Origin of the sequence: Synechococcus sp. PCC 7336 (assembly GCF_000332275.1) — a bacterium.
Taxonomy (GTDB): Bacteria; Cyanobacteriota; Cyanobacteriia; order Thermostichales; family PCC-7336; genus PCC-7336.
This window is the reverse complement of record NZ_CM001776.1, coordinates 845810-862093: the sequence shown is the minus strand read 5'-3', so window position 1 is coordinate 862093 and position 16284 is coordinate 845810. Positions and strand designations below refer to the sequence as shown.

Annotated in this window: 14 protein-coding genes and 2 pseudogenes; 6 read left to right on the top strand and 10 right to left on the bottom strand. The window is 49.1% G+C overall.

Going from position 1 to position 16284, the window contains the following annotated elements:
- The first annotated feature begins 68 nt into the window (after nt 1–68).
- The gene (locus tag SYN7336_RS04180; protein WP_017324669.1) at nt 69–1127 is read left to right on the top strand and encodes a glutathione S-transferase family protein; all 1059 of its coding nucleotides are present in this window, start codon (nt 69–71) and stop codon (nt 1125–1127) included.
- Here the strand turns inward: SYN7336_RS04180 and SYN7336_RS04175 are convergent.
- The 4 genes from SYN7336_RS04175 to SYN7336_RS04160 form a co-directional block, all read right to left on the bottom strand.
- Complete coding sequence (locus SYN7336_RS04175; protein WP_071590739.1) at nt 1107–2099, bottom strand: sulfotransferase; 993 nt, start codon at nt 2097–2099, stop codon at nt 1107–1109. The genes SYN7336_RS04180 and SYN7336_RS04175 overlap by 21 nt on opposite strands.
- Before the next feature lie 108 nt (nt 2100–2207).
- Complete coding sequence (locus tag SYN7336_RS24410) at nt 2208–3182, bottom strand: glycosyltransferase family 2 protein (RefSeq protein WP_017324667.1); 975 nt, start codon at nt 3180–3182, stop codon at nt 2208–2210.
- Nucleotides 3183–3236: 54 nt separating this feature from the next.
- Nucleotides 3237–4007 carry an SDR family NAD(P)-dependent oxidoreductase gene (locus SYN7336_RS27670; RefSeq protein ID WP_156820021.1) on the bottom strand — a complete coding sequence of 257 codons (771 nt, stop codon included), beginning with the start codon at nt 4005–4007 and terminating at the stop codon, nt 3237–3239.
- Between the two features lie 5 nt (nt 4008–4012).
- Entirely contained in the window at nt 4013–4894 is an 882-nt protein-coding gene (locus tag SYN7336_RS04160) for a phytanoyl-CoA dioxygenase family protein (protein ID WP_017324665.1), read from the bottom strand.
- 277 nt (nt 4895–5171) lie between these two features.
- Between SYN7336_RS04160 and SYN7336_RS04155 the strand changes: the two genes are divergently transcribed.
- Nucleotides 5172–5972 (top strand): RNA methyltransferase, encoded by an 801-nt coding sequence (locus SYN7336_RS04155; protein ID WP_202951136.1) that lies wholly within the window; start codon nt 5172–5174, stop codon nt 5970–5972.
- 184 nt (nt 5973–6156) lie between these two features.
- Here the strand turns inward: SYN7336_RS04155 and SYN7336_RS04150 are convergent, their stop codons facing one another.
- Nucleotides 6157–6693, bottom strand: a complete 537-nt coding sequence (locus SYN7336_RS04150) for a Uma2 family endonuclease (protein ID WP_017324663.1) — start codon at nt 6691–6693, stop codon at nt 6157–6159.
- 290 nt (nt 6694–6983) lie between these two features.
- Here SYN7336_RS04150 and SYN7336_RS04140 point away from each other — a divergent pair, with 290 nt between their 5' ends.
- Together SYN7336_RS04140 and SYN7336_RS04135 are read left to right on the top strand one after the other, a co-directional pair.
- Nucleotides 6984–8765: an ABC transporter ATP-binding protein gene (locus tag SYN7336_RS04140; RefSeq protein ID WP_017324661.1), complete on the top strand. Its 1782-nt coding sequence runs from the start codon at nt 6984–6986 to the stop codon at nt 8763–8765.
- Between the two features lie 227 nt (nt 8766–8992).
- On the top strand, nt 8993–9253 hold the full coding sequence (locus SYN7336_RS04135; RefSeq protein WP_193789875.1) for a hypothetical protein: 261 nt from the start codon (nt 8993–8995) through the stop codon (nt 9251–9253).
- A 177-nt stretch (nt 9254–9430) separates the two neighbouring features.
- Here the strand turns inward: SYN7336_RS04135 and SYN7336_RS28615 are convergent, their stop codons facing one another.
- The gene (locus SYN7336_RS28615) at nt 9431–9748 is read right to left on the bottom strand and encodes a transposase (protein ID WP_071590738.1); all 318 of its coding nucleotides are present in this window, start codon (nt 9746–9748) and stop codon (nt 9431–9433) included.
- A gap of 12 nt (nt 9749–9760) precedes the next feature.
- Between SYN7336_RS28615 and SYN7336_RS24400 the strand changes: the two are divergent.
- A pseudogene (locus SYN7336_RS24400) lies at nt 9761–10883 on the top strand (IS256 family transposase); the annotation flags it as partial.
- A gap of 60 nt (nt 10884–10943) precedes the next feature.
- Here SYN7336_RS24400 and SYN7336_RS32895 read toward each other — a convergent pair.
- From SYN7336_RS32895 to SYN7336_RS04115, 4 genes and pseudogenes are all read right to left on the bottom strand, one after another.
- Nucleotides 10944–11126 (bottom strand): annotated as a pseudogene (locus SYN7336_RS32895) (transposase); the annotation flags it as partial.
- Complete coding sequence (locus tag SYN7336_RS24395; RefSeq protein WP_051039748.1) at nt 11066–11593, bottom strand: IS110 family transposase; 528 nt, start codon at nt 11591–11593, stop codon at nt 11066–11068. The pseudogene SYN7336_RS32895 and the gene SYN7336_RS24395, both read right to left, overlap by 61 nt.
- Nucleotides 11594–11844: 251 nt before the next feature.
- Nucleotides 11845–13398, bottom strand: coding sequence for an ATP-binding protein (locus SYN7336_RS04120; RefSeq protein WP_017324658.1), 1554 nt, complete (start codon nt 13396–13398; stop codon nt 11845–11847).
- The gene (locus SYN7336_RS04115; RefSeq protein ID WP_156820020.1) at nt 13395–13895 is read right to left on the bottom strand and encodes a hypothetical protein; all 501 of its coding nucleotides are present in this window, start codon (nt 13893–13895) and stop codon (nt 13395–13397) included. The genes SYN7336_RS04120 and SYN7336_RS04115 overlap by 4 nt, the downstream gene beginning before the upstream one ends.
- Nucleotides 13896–14902: 1007 nt before the next feature.
- Between SYN7336_RS04115 and SYN7336_RS04110 the strand changes: the two genes are divergently transcribed.
- On the top strand, nt 14903–16279 hold the full coding sequence (locus SYN7336_RS04110; protein ID WP_026100678.1) for an efflux RND transporter periplasmic adaptor subunit: 1377 nt from the start codon (nt 14903–14905) through the stop codon (nt 16277–16279).
- Nucleotides 16280–16284: the final 5 nt, after the last annotated feature.

Here is a 16284-nt window from a genome sequence, read left to right as displayed (position 1 = left end):
GCGGACTGTCAGTCAGCAATGTATCTAAATCGTAAAGCCGCCGGTTCTCTACCTCATACACCAACGCCATGAATCAAACCCAACATTCCCGCCCGCACCGCCAGAAGAAGGGCAAATCCTTACCCCCTAACGCCATCATCGGTCTCGGCAAGTTCGTGTGGACCGCGATGTGGAAAACCATGATGTCGAGCTTGGCCCCCTCCGATCGCAAGGGCGCATTTGTACGAGCCCCCAGCCAATTTCGCGCTGTTATCGAGAACTCAGCAGGTCATCCCTTTCCTCCAGCCGCCGGTCGATATCGCCTTTACGTCGGCTCCAGTTGTCCTTGGGCGCACCGAACCTTATTGGTCAGGGCGCTGAAAGGCTTAGAGGACACGATTGCGGTGACAATCGCCGCTGCCGATGCCAGCCGAGGAGGATGGGCCTTGTCTGACGATCCCGAGGGATGCCGGTCGCTGGCAGAGCTGTATCAGTTGGCGGAACGGGGCTATAGCGGACGCTGCACGGTGCCGGTGTTGTGGGATTGCGAGCAAAAGGCGATCGTCAATAACGAGAGCTCGGAGATTATCGAGATCTTGAATGCAGCCTTTAATGACTTTGCCGATCGCCCCGATTTGGATCTCTATCCCGAAGCGTTAAGAGAGGATTGCGATCGCTGGAACGAGCGCATTTATGACACAGTCAATAACGGCGTATATCGCTGCGGGTTTGCCCAAACTCAAGCGGCTTACGACACTGCCTGCAGCGAATTATTTGAGACTTTGGAGGCGATCGAGCTCGCCCTCTCCAAGCAGCGATACTTATGCGGCGATCGCCTCACCTTGGCTGACGTGCGCTTGTTCACGACCTCGATCCGCTTCGATGTGGTGTACCACGGTCTGTTCAAATGCAATCGCAAGCGCATTCGAGATTATCTTCATCTGTGGGGATATGTCCGCGAACTCTATCAGTTACCGGGCATTGCAGAAACCTGCGATTTTGAGGCTTTCAATCGAGACTATTACGGTGCCCTATTTCCGTTAAATCCAGGCGGAATCATCCCTATCGGTCCCGCGTTGGACGATTTACTTCAACCCCACGGTCGGGATGCAATGCCGTCTATGTCTTCATTTAATTTGAGAAAATGATTTTATAGTCTTTCTAAGGTTATCTCTAATGGAAAGAGGAAGAACTGATTTCAGATCTTTTTGAATCAAAGTAGATCCTCGCACCGTTCTGGCAATTAACGGTAGAGGGCGCAATAGGCCAGAGAAGTATCTTTTCTGACCTACCGTATCCATGGCAGAACCTGCGTAAGCCTCAAAGATTGCCAAATGAACTTTACTCATCGCTGTTTTCCAACGATTAATATCTGAAGGACTGGGGGGACGACTAACCTTAGAATGTATAGAGTTCTCTTTTTCCCAAGGCGATATCTCGCCACTTGACTTGAGGTAGAAGTGATTTAATTCTGGCTCGTAATGTTCGCCCAAAAAATGACAGATATTTTTAAGCATTGCTTCCGTTTTGAGAACTAAATCTTCATAGTTTATCTGCAAATAATACTTGCCGCCGAGCTCGTTCCCCGCAGATATGCCCGACGTTACCGAATGACTCCAATAATTTGCGATATCCTCAATTGAGTGGCCGTACCAACCAACTCCTCCTAAAGAAAGACAGACATCGCGGCCATCGCGGATGACATGTATAAACTTGGCGTTCGGGAACAGCTCGTGCAAGCGAAGCACTTCATGAACGTACTTAGGTGTCTTGTCTCCCCAGCGAGGTTTGCCTAGTGGGTTACTACAGTGGCGGAAGATTGCATCAATCAACTCAGACAATGTGGGTTGATTTAAATTTGTTAACACAGCCATCAATTCATCATTGGAAATCTCCCATTCTTGCCATCGACGATGATTGGCAATTAGTTGAAAGGCATCTTTGACTTCTTGGGGTGTGAGAGGTCGATCGATAGAAAAACTATCCATTAGCTCAGGAATGAACCAGGATTCTCTAGGAATGCGTAAACGAGAATGCATGTTCAGCATTAATCTGAGCATGGTTGTGCCCGAGCGATCGGAGCCAACTATGAAAAATGGTGTATTATCAAAAACTTCCATATTAATACTCCAAAACGGCAAGATAGAGATTAGCAAACACAGGCTCTAAGAAAAACAATCATATAGTCAAATAATTAATTTTACTCATTTCTAGAAGAGATTTTTAGTTTATAAAAAAAATCTCTTCTTCCATCGATAAGAAAGCAAGTTTAAAGTATGTAAAAAATAAAGGAAAAATTGAATTGGATCGCCTCTAAAATCTCTAACGATCTCTGTCAATCGACGATTGCGAGTATTTTCTTTGACTGCATGATAGGCATAGATACGCATTAAAGCTCGATGTCTTCGATCGATGGCTGAAATAATAGTACTGTCTCTATATTTCTTCTTAAGATATAAACTAGACGATATTCTTTGCCGCAACCCTAACATTGCTTCTCTTGAACGGGTTGTGCTCGATTCGTGTCTGCGATAAAAATAGTAAGCTTGAGGTACAACTTGTAGCTTTGCACCATTCATCAAAGCCTCAAAATAAAATAGTGTATCTTCGCAATAAGCGATCTCTTCGTTAAAGGTGATATTATTTTCGGCTAGGAACTCTTTTTTAAAGATGGGCTTGATGAGACCCATCATTGGATTGCCAGGACCGGGCATATTGCCTATGATAAATTCTTTGGCTGTCAGAAAGTAGGGCTCGGCCTCAAAAAAGCTATCAGAAAAGAGAAGTTTATGGGCCTTAAAGTTGTTTCTCGATAATTTTCTACCGTATAGGATAATGTTATCTGCGATCGCATCAACATCCGACTTTTGGGCTTGAATCAATAGCTCTTGGATTCTAGAAGGTTTCCAGAAGTCATCAGCATCCAATAAAGCAACCCATTCCCCTCGCGCTTGTGCTATCGCAAAGTTTCGTGCTGCTGAGACACCGCGGTTGCGTTCCAAACAGAAGAGACGGATGCGCTCATCCTTAAACTGCTGTATGACGCTAACTGTATTGTCACTTGATGCATCATCAACAATAACTATTTCAAGATTATCCTCAGTTTGATCGAGTACCGACTGAATACATTCCTCAATATATTGACTGGCATTGTAGGCGGGAACGATCGCAGAGACTACTGGTCTTTGTAAGGAAGAAGTCACTTTACATCCAATGCATACATAAATGAATAGCTTTTACACATCATAGAATTACAACTATCTTCCACGAATAAAGTTGAGGATTTTCAGGATGCCATCTTTCCAAGTCTCGGTGCTGCTTGAAGAATCGCAATAATTGTATAGTTTATCTCTCAGAAATATTTTCCCATGGGTTCTCGATGCTGGCATCGCTAAAATATTTCTCAGCATTGGATAGACATTCTCGGGAGGTTGGCCTCCAGGACACATACTTGTCTTCGTTGGCCCAGGGATAAAATCGCATATAGAAATATTGCTGTAGTGATGAGGTTCTAATTCGACGGCTAGGGCTTTAGTGAGAATGCTGACTCCCATTTTCGAGACAGAGTAAGCGGAACTTCCCTTAACAGGGGCCATCGCCTGTCGAGAAACAATATTGACTATTTTGCCGCGCTCTTGAGGGATTATATGCTGCATTAATGCATGACGAGTACATAGCGCTACCCCAAATAAATTAATCCCAATCGTGTTGAGCCAATCATCGTGCTCCATCTTTAAGAATTCCTGATTTGGATGGACTCCAGCATTGTTGATTAGCATGTCGAGTCTGTCATGTTTTGATTTCACCAAATCGAATAGTTCCTTCACATTAGATTCCGATCGGACATCACCCACGATATAGTCATGTTCTCCATGACAAAGCGCAATGGTTTCCTGAAGAGCGGCTTCAGAGCGTGCAATTAATACTAGTTTTGCCTCGTCTTTGCTCAAACCAATCGCTACTGCTCTACCGATGCCACGACTTGCACCGGTCAAAACGATGACTTTTTGACTCAAAGATGATTCCATTGCCTTCACACCTCTGTTGTCATGTAATTTTTGATTTCATCTTCGTACTTCTTGGTTTCTCCTGTGAGGGGGACACATTTATCAACTCTTGGTAGAGTCTGTTGGAATGCCTTTGGATATACTTCAACCTCTGGCGTTGTGACCCGCATTCCCAAGGCCAAACGGACTGTCGAGGGGTTCTTTTTTTCGCTATGAGGCCGATCGTTCCAAGATTCCATGGCCCGACTAAGCTTGTGCAAAGCTTTGGAGATTGGAGATGTTTTCTTAAACCTCTGACTCATTTCATGAGAATGATTAGATGCCTTACGATCGATCGATCCATGCATGAGTTGGGGATGAAAAACAATGAACTCTCCAGGTTGTAGCAAAATAGGAACCTTATTAATTTCTATCTGTGGCTCTCTCTCGAAATGAGGCGTTCCATAGGAATCTTTTTCAGTGCCCGGTATTAATGTGAATCCTTTCTGCTTCAATTCAGATGATGGCCATTTGTGCGAACCCGGTATGACTGACAGGCAGTTATCGGGAAAAGATTGTGTAATCCCCAAGTGAACCGAAACCTGTTTGGCTGTATCTTCTATTAAGGTATTATATTGGTCTTGATGCCAGCCTAGTCCCATGCCTTGTTTCATGGCAAAAAAATTGGATCTCCACAACGTCAGATCTTTGCCAAGAATTTGCTCGATACTTTCATAAATAACTGATGATTGACAAAGTAGATCGACTGAACTGAGATCCAAATGTCTATTTCGACTGAAAGCAATTCCTTTCTTAGCAAATACATCCCTTTCAAGTTCGTCAAGCAACTGGCTCATGCGATCGGGGCTAAATGCTTGAATGGGACCAATGAAGCCATCGCGCTCGTACTTTTCGGTTAGTGTCAGCATAAATCAACCTTGAGGAATTACGTTTGCTCAAATATTAATGTGCGTAACTTGCTGTAAAGCTCGCCATCCACTGTCGGTAAATATACTAATTCTTCAATAATTTTAAATCAACCTAGCTGCCCCTGCGAGTTTACCCCGAATTGCCCATTGCCATTTTTGAACGGTGTCTTAAAGCCTTACAAAGACTTGGTTCTAGAGCTTTTCCACAAGCAGCAGCCTGTCACGTTTCAAGGCTCCTATTAACAGGCGTCAACTCCTTACAGGACAGGGATTCTAGTTGATTGAGCCTGTAGGCTTGCGAGAGATGCAGGTATTCTGGCTTAGGCTGGGGAAACGCATGGGGATGTCAATGGACGATCGCACGTTAGAGGCTCTGATTGATTATTTTGCGCAGTTTGTGACGGAGCACAAGCGATCGCGGATGGAGGAGGTGTTGGCCCAGCGCACCCGCCACATTGCGGTGGTGGTGGAGGATATTCTAAAACCCCACAATGCCAGTGCAGTGGTGCGCAGTTGCGATTGTTTTGGGGTGCAGGATTTTCACGTGGTGGAGAATCGCTACGAGTACGATGTCAATCCGTCGGTGTCGCGGGGGGCGTCGAAGTGGGTGGATGTGATTCGCTATCGGCAGCCGGAGGTGAATAACACGGAGACTTGTTTTGGCTGGTTGAAGGAGCGGGGATATACGATTTATGCGACTACACCTCATGGGGACAGTATGCAGTTGCCGGAGGTGGGGGTGGGGGGAAAGGTGGCATTGCTGTTTGGCAATGAGTTGGAGGGGGCGAGCGAGTATGCTCTGCAGTATGCCGATCGCCGTTTGGCGATTCCGATGTATGGGTTTACGGAGAGTTTTAATTTGTCGGTGAGTGCGGCGATTTGTCTGTACGATTTGACCTGCAAGTTGCGGGCTTCTGGGGTGGATTGGCGGTTGAGCGATCGCGAGGTGAAGGAGATTAAGTTGCGCTGGTACAAGCGGTTGGTGAAGCATGCGGAGCGTTTGCAGGAGCAGTTTTTAAAGGTCCCCACCCCTAGCTCCTCTCGCCAGTTTGGGCGAGGAGAGTCATCTGTGCTCTGAGGGGCGATCGCAATCTTTGAGGAGCGATCGCAGTCTGTCAATATCTGAGTTCGATGGCGCTGCATTGCCCTCACCCCCGGCCCCTCTCCCTCGGGAGAGGGGAGAAACAGCCTCAAATCCTCAATCTGGCGTTCGGTTCTCTTCCTCCAATGCTGGGGGCACTTCCCCGCTCCTCATAATGGGTTCATTGCTGCTGGGTCATTGCGATCGCAGTTGCCACAGTCAAGTTTGAAATGCTGCCGAGGGTGGGAAGTACGTCAGTACCGGAATAAATCATGGGTAGCTCTCGATCCTGCCAAACCCAAATTTGCTGGCGCTGAATATCGATGAGCCAGACGAGCTCAGTCCCGTTGCTCAAACAGTGCAGAACTTTACTCTGTAGATCCAATGTGCTTTGCTCGGGGGAGCGAATTTCAATCAGCCAGTCCGGTGGGCCTTGCAACGGACCATCCTCCTGTGAGAGACGATCGATCTTAACAACCGCAATGTCAGGTACGGGAGAGAAGGGTGGGACGATGCAGCGGAGTTCTTGGATAGCTTCGTAGGCTTTGGTTTGATTGTTAATCGCGTTAACGAGGTTGTGTTGGAGGCGGGAGTGAAAAAGCGTTGGTATGGGCTTCTGTTGGGCGCGTCCGTGAAAGAACTCCCATGCAGGAGACGCTTCAATGTTGGGTTGCTGAAGAAAAGCTTCTAAGGGGCTAGTTGCGGTAGGAGATTGCATAGTTGCCTGAGAAGCATGAGGGCGGGCGGTAACAGGGTCTTAGATTTATTGTAAAGTTTAGGATATGTCAACCGAAGGTGTCATCTGTGCTCTGAGGGGCGGTCGCAGTCTGCAAATGTGCCTCTAAGGCTGTTGTTGTGCCTGCTGGATGGAAAGGCGATCGCGGAACTGTTTAAAAAAAAGCTCTGTCTGCAGCAAAGTCATCTGCTGACCCCTCGGAGCCGTCTACAGCGATCGGTCAGTTGGGGTACCCTGGTTGCAATCCTTGTGCTGATGGCTGCGAAGTATTTATGAAAGAGCCAATCTTGAGCGTGCGCGATTTAAAGATTGCATTTCGATCGCACGATCGCCTCACAACAGCCGTCAACCAACTGGATTTCGACCTAGCCTCCGGTCAGACCTTAGGCATCGTGGGAGAATCGGGCTCGGGCAAAACAGTGACATCGCTGGCCATTATGGGTCTGTTGCCCCCTGCCACCACGCAAATTTCTGGTGCAGCTTACTTGCGCGATCGCCCCGACAGCGATGCGAGGGTCAATCTGTTAGAACTCAGCTCCGAACAGATGCGCGCCTACCGAGGCGATCGCATTGCCATGGTGTTTCAAGAACCCACGAGCGCCCTCAACCCCGTCTACACCTGCGGCTTTCAAGTCATCGAAACCATTGTTGCCAATGAAAACGTCAGTCAGGCCGAGGCTCGACAGCGCACCCTCGACCTGTTTCGCGAAGTCCAACTCCCCGACCCCGAGCGCATCTTAAATCGCTATCCCCACCAACTGTCGGGGGGACAAATGCAGCGGGTCACCATTGCGATCGCCCTCTCGTGCAATCCCGAAATCCTCATAGCCGACGAGCCCACCACCGCCCTGGATGTTACCGTGCAAGCGGAGATCCTGCGACTGCTAGAGGCACTACAGCAGCGACGCAATATGGCGATTTTATTTATCACCCACGATTTGGGTGTGATTGCCGATATTGCCGACTCGGTGGTGGTGATGTATCGCGGTCAGCGGGTGGAACGGGGCACGGTCTCCAACATCTTTCACAATCCCCAAAGTCCCTACACCAAAGGATTACTCACCTGCCGCCCCTCCCTCGATCGGCGCATGAAAGTGCTGCCCACCACCGCCGATTTCATGGAGGTAAAAGAACGGTCCGACGGGACCCTCGACATTGTGGAGAAACGGGCCGGTTCGGTGCGTCAGGCGCTCCTGGATGCCGAAATGAGCCGCAGCGAACTGGAGGTGCGACTGGCTCGTTTGCGAACCCAAAAGCCTCTGCTGCAGGTGCGCCACCTCAAAACCTATTTCCCCGTGCGGCAAGGGGTGTTCGGTCGCCAAACCGGCGTTGTCAAAGCCGTTGACGATGTCAGTTTCGATTTGTATCCGGGGGAAACGTTGGGCTTGGTGGGGGAATCTGGCTGCGGCAAATCCACCTTGGGGCGATCGATTCTGCAGTTGATTCGGCCCACGGCGGGAGAAGTCATCTACGACGGCGATGACCTCGCGACCCTCTCCGATCGCCGCCTGCGATCGCTGCGCAAACACCTGCAAATTATTTTCCAAGATCCCTTTAGCTCCCTCGATCCCCGCATGTCGGTGGGGGCGTCGGTGATGGAGCCGATGGATTTGCACGGCATTGGCCGCAATCGCGCCGAACGTCGCCAAAAGGCCGCCGAACTATTGGAGAAAGTGGGTCTAGACGGTTCGGTGTTGCGCCGCATGCCCCACGAGTTTTCGGGCGGACAGCGGCAGCGCGTATGTATTGCCCGCGCTCTGGCTTCGTCTCCTCAGTTAATTATCTGTGACGAGTCGGTGTCGGCGCTAGATGTTTCGGTGCAGGCGCAGGTGCTCAATCTCCTCAAAGATTTGCAAGCGGAGTTCGAGCTCAGCTACCTGTTTATTTCCCACGATTTGAGTGTGGTCAAGTTTATTAGCGATCGCATTATGGTGATGAATCGCGGTCGCATCGAAGAAATTGCGACTGCCGACGATCTCTACACCAACCCTCAAAACGACTACACCCGCAGCTTGATTTCGGCAATACCCGGTGCGTCACTCGCCCAAATCTAATGATGTCTACTTGGCAGCCTCCACTACGACCCGGCTACTTCCGCTGCTGAGAAGTTGAGTGTGTTTCAATCCTAGTGGACTGACAAAAGTTGAGTTTCAGTAAGCGTAAGCGTTGGTGGCTGGGCGGTTGGAGAGGTTGACGAAAGGAAGGGGAGCCAGCACGCTCAGACAAGAAACCACTCAAGACTGAAGAGTACTGTGAAAAAAACTCTTCTCTCTACAATGCATTGAAGACTTGGTTGGGGCAAGCCTGCCCGTGGATGCACCAAGCCCATCTGACCACTTGCCTGTGGGTGGTCATGTCGCTGCTTCAAACAGGTGAAGTCAATCTTACTCGCTGGCTGCCCTACTTCCCCTGCCAAGGTCGATACGCTCAAAGCAAACAGAGACGCATCAGCCGCTGGCTCAATAACTCTCGCATCAACATCCATCGACTCTACAAGCCACTGTTTCGAGCAGCGTTGGCTGAGTGGAGAGAAGCTGATTGACTGATAAAACATGACTGACAAAGCCCTGAGACCCCTTCCTGGCAAGCCTTCTAGGCTGCTAACAGGCACTCTACCTTTGTTATAAGCTGAAAGCCTTTTGTCATATAGCTTTCAGCGGCTTCGGGACAAACTATTGTCAGATGCTGTCTTGTTTGGCAAGACAAGTTGAACTTGTGTCTAACTGCATTGAGAATGAGCCGAGTAGTTTGGGTCAAACGGACGGTTGTGCTTGAGCGCGCCATAAACGATATGTAAGAGCTTGCGCATGACCGCTCCCACTGCAGCCATCTTGCTCTTGCCCCGCTCTAGTAAGCGTTGGTAGAACTCTCGCAATACAGGGTTATAGCGACTGGCGCATATGGCTGGCATGTACAATGCCTTGCGTAAGCGAGCATTGCCGACGCGCGACAGACAGGGTCGCTTGTGCACCGAAGTCCCCGACTGCCGGAGACAGTTCAGAATTTTGTGTAAGCGGTCTAGAATCCGAACAACCAAGGAGACCGCAGGATGATCTTACGAAAGCAAGCCAGCAAACGAGTGGATGAACTGCTCGACGAGCTGCTAGTGGAAGTATCGAACCCCGGAGGACATCCTCGGGGAGTTAGGTTTGCTCAAACAACTGAGCAAGCGGCTATTCGAACGAGCCTTAGTGGGGGAGCTGAGCCACCATCTCAAAACAGAAGAGGCCCAGCAGAGCAGCGAACAGGACCCAGTCCACCCCTCACAACGCAATAGCCGCAATGGCTTCTCGAAGAAAACCATCCATAGCGAACAAGGGGAAATGGAGCTGTCGATCCCTCGCGATCGCCAGGGTGCGTTCGAGCCCATCCTGGTGCCCAAGCACCAGAGACGACTGGCGGGATTAGATGAAAAGATCCTCGCGATGTACGCCCGTGGGCTGAGCGTGAGAGACATCAGTGCCCAGCTAGAAGAGCTCTATGGAGCGAAGGTCTCAGCCGCCCTCATCAGCGAAGTGACCGATGCGGTGCTCGACGAGGTCAAAGCTTGGCAGAGCCGCCCGTTAGAGCCGCTCTATGCGATCGTTTACCTCGACGCTCTCTACGTCAACGTCAAGGTGTCAGGGCGGGTGAGCAAGCGAGCCGTGTACGTCGTGCTGGGGGTTAACCTTGACGGCCACAAGGAGCTACTGGGCTTATGGGTAGGAGAGGCTGAAGCCGAGGGGGCAAAGTTCTGGCTCAAAGTGCTCACCGACCTCAAAAATCGGGGGCTCAAGGATATCCTGATTGCTTGCTGCGATGGCTTGACGGGGTTCCCCCAGGCGATCGGGGCAGTTTATCCCCACACCCAGGTGCAGCTGTGCATTGTCCATCTGCTGCGCAATTGCCTGCGCTACGTGCCTTGGAAGGAGAGTAAAGCCGTGGTCGCGGACCTCAAACCCATCTACCAAGCGGCCACTTTAGAAGAGGCCGAAGCCGCCCTCGATGCCTTTGCTGCCAAATGGGATGAGAAGTACCCAGCCATTAGCCAAATCTGGATTCGCCATTGGGAGAATATTATTCCGATATTTGACTACCCTATGGCCATTCGCAAAGTCATCTACACCACCAATGCCATCGAATCCCTCAACCGCTCTCTGCGCAAGGTGATTAAGACCAAGGCTGTGTTTCCCATCGCGAGGAGTCAATCCACAATAGGCCGCAAGTTGTCTGGCGCTCTCAAACGCTTCAATCTCTCCTAGTTCTGCTAACAATTGAGCCGCTGTTTTCTCGCCGATGCCTGGAATCGAGGTGAGCAGCTCTTGCTGCTCGCGTAGATGCGGATATTGGTCGATATGGTTGCGAATCGTCGTTTTCAGATGCTCGATTTCGGCCTCCAAATGGTCGATATTGCGCTGGATAGATTGCTGGACCACAACGTTACCGACTGCACCAGTCGGTTGCTCTCCTGCTGTTGCATGGCCTCTACAGCACTCAGTCGCCGCATCAATTCCTGCAACTGTTCGATTTCAGCAGTTGGGGGAGCCCACAACTCTGGCTTGAGAGTGGCGCAAAAGCGGGCAATGGTCAGAGCATCCATCGCATCGGTTTTGGTGCGCTGCATGAGGCTCGCTCCAAAACCCTTGATGCGATTGGGGTTAACGATACTGATCCGATGGTCGCGTTCCCACAAAGTGTGGGCGATCGCTTTGCCATAATTCCCTGTGGATTCCAGACAAGCATGTACTTTACCAGCATCTGCTTGCTCCAGCCAGTCAAGCAAAGTCTGGTGACCGGAAATAGTGTTGTCAAAGCTATGGGAATAAACCTTGCTATCCGGTGTGAGCAAGCAAACCTGCAACTTCGCTTTGCTAACATCGATTCCAAGTACAGTCTCAGACATGGCTGAACCTCGCTAATCAACGACTCTTGAGACAAACCAGTTTCCGAACTATTCTTGTGTATCCAAGCTCATCTTCCTCAGATGCTGTCCAGTTTCGGTGAACTGGCTGATGGCGAAGGGATGGACGCTTATCTGACAACCAGGCTCGTCGGCCTCAGTCAACCACCAGTCTCATCCATCCTTTCCTTCCCTTGTAAGCTGTCGCAGAGTCTCAGTGCTACTCTCTGCTTCAGCTAACCCCAAGATACAAGTCAACCAGCCGTAGGCAGTTTAAATCTAGGGAATTTTCGTAGCTCTTGAGCTTGTAAGGGCTTAGGCTCTTTTGCAAATAGGTCTATACTCTTTGCAGTACGTAGGCCTACGTAAAATCCGTAATCTAGCATAAGAGCCATATAACGTCTGCCAACCTCTTTCGGCGTAAAGCCAGAAGATAAAATATGAAGGAGACGTAGAGCTATCAACTCCTCAATTTTATGAAAAGCTGGACTTTCATTTTGAATCTCTACCAGGAAGACATTTTTACGTTTCTCGGTAACACAGAAGTTTCGAATTGACTCTAGGAGCTGATTGACCTCCTCATATTTACCGGAAGCATCAATCTTAATATCTCGGAGTTTCTCTTCGGTCATTTCAGACGCAGCGACATTCACACTAGTAACAGAAACCTTTTTATTGCCTTTTACACTAGACTCACTAATTGCCCTAGCGAACAAATAGAGCGCATCGCGTGGAACCCCTGCTGCCACCCAGACCAAACGATCTATTACACCCTTTCCACAAATATAATCTACACTTTGAAGGCCACAATAAGTTGCATGTGAATTTAAGATTTCCTGAATATGATTCTTGGATTTATCTGGCATCGTTAGATTGTAATCTAGCCGAATTACTTGAATGTCACCTGGCGTCTCAAGTCCTTGGCGTGAAGCGGGGTCTCGTAATTTAACAAACTGCTCAATACCAGAAATTTTCAAGAAGACTCGGTTCCCTCGACAGATAGAATATAGTTTATCTAACAAGATAGGCTGAAGTACTTCTGAAATAACATGTATATCATCCAGAAAAACAAATATTCCGCTCTCTGAGACAATTTTACCAAAAGCTCTCCTTATCCGAGGAATCAATCGGTTAAGTTGCTCAATCAACTCATCATCGTTTTTGTCAAGAATCTCTTCAAGATTAATTAATAATGCGTCAAACCCACTTTTATCGGAAGCATATCTCTTCAATTGATCTATGATATCAATCAGCACTTCAGATATAGTCGATATATCCTTTCGTCCACTGTAAGTTTGTATTGTTACCCAGGCATAAGGAGAAGGCAATTGACGTAGCCTATGCATCAAGTAGGCTAGAAGGCTTGATTTTCCCGCCCCTCTTCGTCCATAAACAATATGATTTCCTTGACTTATAATTTGTTCCTCATCTCCAGACACCGACCTAATATATCTTGTAAAAAAATCATCGGCAAAGCTGTGTTCAGTTACAGTAAGACTCTCAGATAGAACCGTTCTCAAAAATTGCGTTTCTGGCAATTGAAGTCGATTGCTAGATTTTGATACCCTTTTCTTGATTGTCGTTCTTTTCTTATAGGGGTTTTCTTCGGGTAAGGTGTCTAAACCTTGCTCAAGTAACTTAAAGAAGCGATCAGTTGGATTGTGTAGGTAGATAATCAGATAGTTGCCTTCAGATCGTTCTTTTGTATCATATGCAACCTGAGTCAGTCGGGTTGTTTGCTTGAATTGGCTTATTACTTCTTCTAAATATTTGTCCTGGTCTACCGTTATTGTTGAACCTGTACTCATAAAGCTATTCCTCTACTAACTAAGTACAACCGCGCATCCTTCAGAAAGTCTGTGACAAATCGTTCTGCTTCATCTTGTGTAAGAACCAGGTCAGCCTCAGAGGCGGTGTGATCGTAATCTGATAGATTTCTATCCTCTCGTAAAACTCGAAGCTGATTTGTATAGGTACTAGAATTGTTTAGTTTATCTGGGAGTCCAGTCTTTTTATGATCGTCTACATCTGTTCCAAAAGAACCATCCTCATGAAGATTTATAGCGCGCCTAGCATTATAAGCGCCATAATAAAGCCTGGAAATCCTTTGCCGCCAATGACTTTTTGCTAATTGTTTTGCAAAAAGGTAATGTGATTCTCCAAGATCAAACAGTAGTTTTACATTTTTATCGATTTCACTTCTGATGACATTACATGCTGAAGCATCTAGAATATGGGAAAGGTTGGCAAGCATCCGATTAGGATTTGAAGATGCAAGTAACAGATGCGGCGATTTCAGGCCCATCAACGGCTCCAGAAGATGGCTAGTTACGTCATAGTTCTAGGAATTTTAACTTCTCTCCCTTGAATTCCTACTCTGAATCTATGCATAGCTTCAGAGTAGAGTCTACATAATAAGAGTGCAGTACCTGACAGACAGGTGCTTTTAACAGACCACTCTAACAGATAACGAACAGCTAGATAGGCTAATTTACAGGCTCAGTTTTAGCCAGACAAACACTCTATATTTAGCGACCTTCTCGCTGAGCATAGCTGTTTCCTATAGCGACAGTTCGACTTAAAGGGAAGAAAGTTAGATTTCGAAACAAAACATTGCTTTGCCTGTTCAAGCTTTGCATATCTTTATGCTAATCAATGGCGCACTGTACTCTCTATTTGCTTATTGGATGATATGAGGTGTCTTGACGCTTTCGATATGGGGGCTTTGTTGTGACAGCAATCTATTGACAATGCCGAAGCCTGTTGGGGTAAGTCCCTCTAGCGGTTGCCACACTTTCAATGTACGGGGCTCTCCACCTACGGCGACCTGGTTGACTGACAATAGTTTGTCCCGACGCCGCTGAAAGCTATATGATAAAAGGCTTTAAGCTTACAACAAAGGTAGAGTGCCTGTTGGCAGCCTAGAAGGCTTGCCAGGAAGGGGCTTCAGGGCTTTGTCAGTCATGTTTTATCAGTCAATCAGGTTTCAATCTCCATCACAATTACCCTCTGCCAAGAGTTTCTCGCCCTCGGGAAAACTGCCCCCATCTCGATGCTGACCGCCAAAGACACGACTCGATGCTCAGGTGGCGGGGCTGGACGCCGGAACGGTTTTTCTCATCGAATTGCCCTGTAGTTCTGGGCGATCGCGCGGTTTGTAAGTTTTTCCTGTCATTTTCCTATCATTTTTCTGTCATATTTCATTGTTAAAGTAGGGCACATAAGTTTACTAAACAATACAAAGAGCAGCATTTGCCCGAGCGATCGCTGCTAAGACTGCTACCTAATCGGCATAGTCCGGCGGAGTTTCCGATGTCTGCCCGTGAAAATCAGCCAGCTCTTCTAGACCGAGCTTCAGTTGACCCCAGCTCCCTTCCTCAAATGGTCTCCGGTCGGCCCCGCTGGACGGGATATCTTCTGGCAGTCATTCTGTTGGGGGGCGGGATCTTAGTTGGACGCTCCTTGCCAGTGTCACAAAACCAATCCAGCCTTGCAGCAGCGACCGAGCAAGGTCCCCCAGCTCGCGCTGTTGAAACCATTGCTCTTACCCGAGGCAACGGTGTCCGGCAGGTGAGGCTGATTGGGCAGGTGGAACCCCGTAGTAGTGCTGTGATTCGTCCTCGGACAGAGGGAACCGTCCAGGAGATCCTCGTGCAGCCCGGCGACAGAGTGCAGGCAGGAACTCTCCTGGCGGTTTTGGACAATTTAGATCAGCAACTGGCCCTATCCCAAGCTCGAGCCCGTCTGGCAGAGGCAGAAAGCGAACTGGCTCGCTTGGAGGCGGGCACCCGTCAAGAAACGATTGCCCAACGTCAAGCTGCCCTTCAGTCCGCCAGAGCTAGAGAGTTAGAAGCTCTTGACAATTACGCACGCACGCAAGCCCTCGTAGCAGAGGGAGCTCTCTCGCGGCGCTTGCTGATTGAAACGCAAACCCAGGCCGATGCCGCGATGGGCGCTCGCTTAGAAGCTGAGGCTGCTCTTGCTGAAGCCACCGCCGGACCCAGATTGGAGGAAATTGCGGCCCAAAGGGCTATCGTCGCGGCAAATCAGATCGCCGTCGAGCAAGCTCAGTTGGTGTTGGAGAGAACCGAGATACGGGCGGCCACGGCAGGGGTTGTTCAGTCCCGCTCGGCCAGCAACGGAGATTATCTGGAAGCCGGAGATCCTATCTTGACCATTGTGGACAGCAATACCTTGGATATTTTCTTAGAAGTTTCGGAAGAGCTAAGTCACCAGGTCGAAGTGGGGATGCAGGTTTCCCTCTCTAGCCGCGCTCTACCAAACTGGCAGCTACAAGTTCCGATCGACGCCATCATTCCGACTGCAGATTCAACCTCCCGCCGACAGGAAGTCCGGATTCAACTCGATACTCCCTCAGCAGATCTGGTACCCGGTATGGCAGTCCGAGGGGAAATTGCGCTCCCCGTGCAAACGGAAGGCTTTGTGGTTCCCCGAGATGCCCTGACCCGCCAGGGAACCCGTTGGGTTGTCTTTACGGTTAACGATGATGGCACTGCCCGAGAGCTCGAGGTCAGCCCCCTCGCCGACATGGGCGAGCAGATGGCGATCGCTCATCCCGAACTTCAGACCGGCCAAACCCTTGTGGTTCAGGGGGGAGACGGCCTGCAAAATGGTGCTCCAGTGAAAGTCATCCCTCGGCAAGTTGATGCCGTCAGCCTCGCCCAATAGCCCTC

What these genes read in the sequence shown, in the direction of transcription:
- SYN7336_RS04115 (WP_156820020.1), bottom strand. Translation starts at nt 13,895, where the DNA reads ATGGGCCTGAAATCGCCGCATCTGTTACTTGCATCTTCAAATCCTAAT.
- SYN7336_RS04120 (WP_017324658.1), bottom strand. Translation starts at nt 13,398, where the DNA reads ATGAGTACAGGTTCAACAATAACGGTAGACCAGGACAAATATTTAGAA.
- SYN7336_RS04175 (WP_071590739.1), bottom strand. Translation starts at nt 2,099, where the DNA reads ATGGAAGTTTTTGATAATACACCATTTTTCATAGTTGGCTCCGATCGC.
- SYN7336_RS04110 (WP_026100678.1), top strand. Translation starts at nt 14,903, where the DNA reads ATGTCTGCCCGTGAAAATCAGCCAGCTCTTCTAGACCGAGCTTCAGTT.
- SYN7336_RS04160 (WP_017324665.1), bottom strand. Translation starts at nt 4,894, where the DNA reads ATGCTGACACTAACCGAAAAGTACGAGCGCGATGGCTTCATTGGTCCC.
- SYN7336_RS27670 (WP_156820021.1), bottom strand. Translation starts at nt 4,007, where the DNA reads ATGGAATCATCTTTGAGTCAAAAAGTCATCGTTTTGACCGGTGCAAGT.
- SYN7336_RS04180 (WP_017324669.1), top strand. Translation starts at nt 69, where the DNA reads ATGAATCAAACCCAACATTCCCGCCCGCACCGCCAGAAGAAGGGCAAA.
- SYN7336_RS04150 (WP_017324663.1), bottom strand. Translation starts at nt 6,693, where the DNA reads ATGCAATCTCCTACCGCAACTAGCCCCTTAGAAGCTTTTCTTCAGCAA.
- SYN7336_RS24395 (WP_051039748.1), bottom strand. Translation starts at nt 11,593, where the DNA reads ATGTCTGAGACTGTACTTGGAATCGATGTTAGCAAAGCGAAGTTGCAG.
- SYN7336_RS04140 (WP_017324661.1), top strand. Translation starts at nt 6,984, where the DNA reads ATGAAAGAGCCAATCTTGAGCGTGCGCGATTTAAAGATTGCATTTCGA.